This is a genomic window from Mesorhizobium sp. M7A.F.Ca.MR.362.00.0.0, assembly GCF_004023175.1.
In the GTDB taxonomy this organism is placed as follows: Bacteria; Pseudomonadota; Alphaproteobacteria; order Rhizobiales; family Rhizobiaceae; genus Mesorhizobium.
In genome coordinates, this window is sequence record NZ_RZTF01000675.1 from 1 (window position 1) to 1,760 (window position 1,760).

Here is a 1,760-nt window from a genome sequence, read left to right on the forward strand (position 1 = left end):
CCGGGGCGGGCGGTACGGCAGCCGCTCCAGGCGCAGCTTCAGTGTCCACGGCTGCTCTTCGCCCTGCGGGCGACCGCTTCCATAAAAGAGCGGGCGGCAGCGTCACAAGCCGTTCTGGACGGTCCGTTCGCGGACAGCACGACCTCCGCGGCCTTCCGCGACATGCCGTATTTCCGGGCGAAGACCGCAGCGTCGTAAGGTTCGTTTTCGGCTACCGGTGCCGCGGACGTGATCCTGGCTTTGGTCATTGGCGCGTCCGCCGGAAACTCTCAAGCAACTCGCCTTCATTGCGGCAGCCATTCTGAAACAGCGAAAACACCGTGGCCGCCAGAAGCTGCACGTCCGACTCCCCCGACATGCGATCGAGTTTGCGCTCCAGGCAGACCCGATCGAAGACGCGCTGGCACAGTTGCAGATCGGAAGGATGGAAACCAGGATTGCGCTTATGAAGGCTCGACATAAGAAGCCCCTTTCGGAGCAGCGACCACTTCCTTGACGCTGTGGGTCAAAAAATGAAATCGGGCTGAGCAAGAGTCAACATCGGCCTTCATCACAGTAAATATCGTACAATTCTCCCGCCGCTCTGCCCCACTTTTCGAACGGTTCTCGAGCCCGGCGCGACATGGCGCCTTTGTCATTAGCCGGCGGATTTCATCGACCCTCACCGTGATCCGGCGCTCTCATGAAATATGTCGGTTTTGTACCAAGTGGCGCTTGGTACGTTTCCGACACTAACATTCAGGCCGATCTTTTCATATGCGAACGGGCGTTGGGGGGCGCCGTGCTTCGAATTTCATATCGCATTGATATCTTTCTTCGTTCAGAGCCCCTATACATAGGCGATCGTCCGTACGTTTTTACGGGCACGGACGGCTGGGAGATTGGATGGCTCTTGCCCTGCATTGGGCTACGCCATGTCTGATCTCACCAAAAACCATCAATACCGAAATCAGCTGCTGCGGCGCATGCCCGCGGATGATCTGGCGTTGCTCGAGCCGCACATGCAGCGCTGCGACTTGCCGCTGCGCATGATGCTTGTGACCCCGAATATTCCGATCGAGGCCGTCTACTTCATCGAACAGGGCATCGGTTCGGTGGTCGCCAGCACCACGAGCGGCCAAGAGGCCGAAGTGGGCTTCATCGGCTTCGAAGGCATGACGGGATGTTCCCTGGTGATGGGCGACGACCGTGCGCCGCATGCCTGTTACGTCCAACTCGAAGGCGAAGCGGTCCGCATCGAAGCCGGCGCTTTCAAGGCAGCATTGGAGGCAAGTGCGACCTTGCGCATGTTCCTGCTGCGCTTCGTCAACGCGCTACAGACCCAGGCCGGCTGCACCGCGCTCGTCAACGCGCGGTTGAAGCTCGAGGAACGGCTGGCGCGATGGCTGCTCATGTGCGATGACCGCGTGCCGGGCGAACATCTCGCCATCACCCACGAATTCCTGGCCATCATGCTTGGTGTCAGGCGGCCAGGCGTCACCGTCGCCCTCCAACTGCTCGAAGGCCGCGCGTTGATCCGCTCGCGTCGGGGCGAGATCGTCATTCGCGACCGCGCCGGACTGCTGGAACTCGCCAATGGCAGTTACGGCGAAGCCGAGGCCGAATATACAAGGCTGATCGGCGAGATCGGCGCGGCCTGATCAGGAGCGGTTGCCGCCGGCATCCGGCTTGCCCGATGTCGCTTTGCCGGGCGGTGCCGCACCGCCTTTAAATGCGCCCCGGCCAATCGGCCCATCCCCGTCGATCGGTCCATCCTTGGC

Annotated in this window: 3 protein-coding genes; 2 read left to right on the plus strand and 1 reads right to left on the minus strand. The window is 61.1% G+C overall.

The window, feature by feature from the left end; translation table 11 throughout:
• Positions 1-198 (plus strand): hypothetical protein (locus EOC06_RS41155; protein WP_206520399.1); only part of this gene is annotated, 198 nt, incomplete at its 5' end.
• Positions 199-244: 46 nt separating this feature from the next.
• Here the strand turns inward: EOC06_RS41155 and EOC06_RS36710 are convergent.
• Entirely contained in the window at positions 245-460 is a 216-nt protein-coding gene (locus EOC06_RS36710; RefSeq protein WP_127321045.1) for a hypothetical protein, read from the minus strand.
• 454 nt (positions 461-914) lie between these two features.
• Here EOC06_RS36710 and EOC06_RS36715 point away from each other — a divergent pair, with 454 nt between their 5' ends.
• Entirely contained in the window at positions 915-1,640 is a 726-nt protein-coding gene (locus EOC06_RS36715) for a Crp/Fnr family transcriptional regulator (protein WP_128310080.1), read from the plus strand.
• Positions 1,641-1,760 lie beyond the last annotated feature (120 nt).

Coding starts and splice junctions, on each gene's coding strand:
- EOC06_RS36710 (WP_127321045.1), bottom strand. CDS start 460: ATGTCGAGCCTTCATAAGCGCAATCCTGGTTTCCATCCTTCCGATCTG.
- EOC06_RS36715 (WP_128310080.1), top strand. CDS start 915: ATGTCTGATCTCACCAAAAACCATCAATACCGAAATCAGCTGCTGCGG.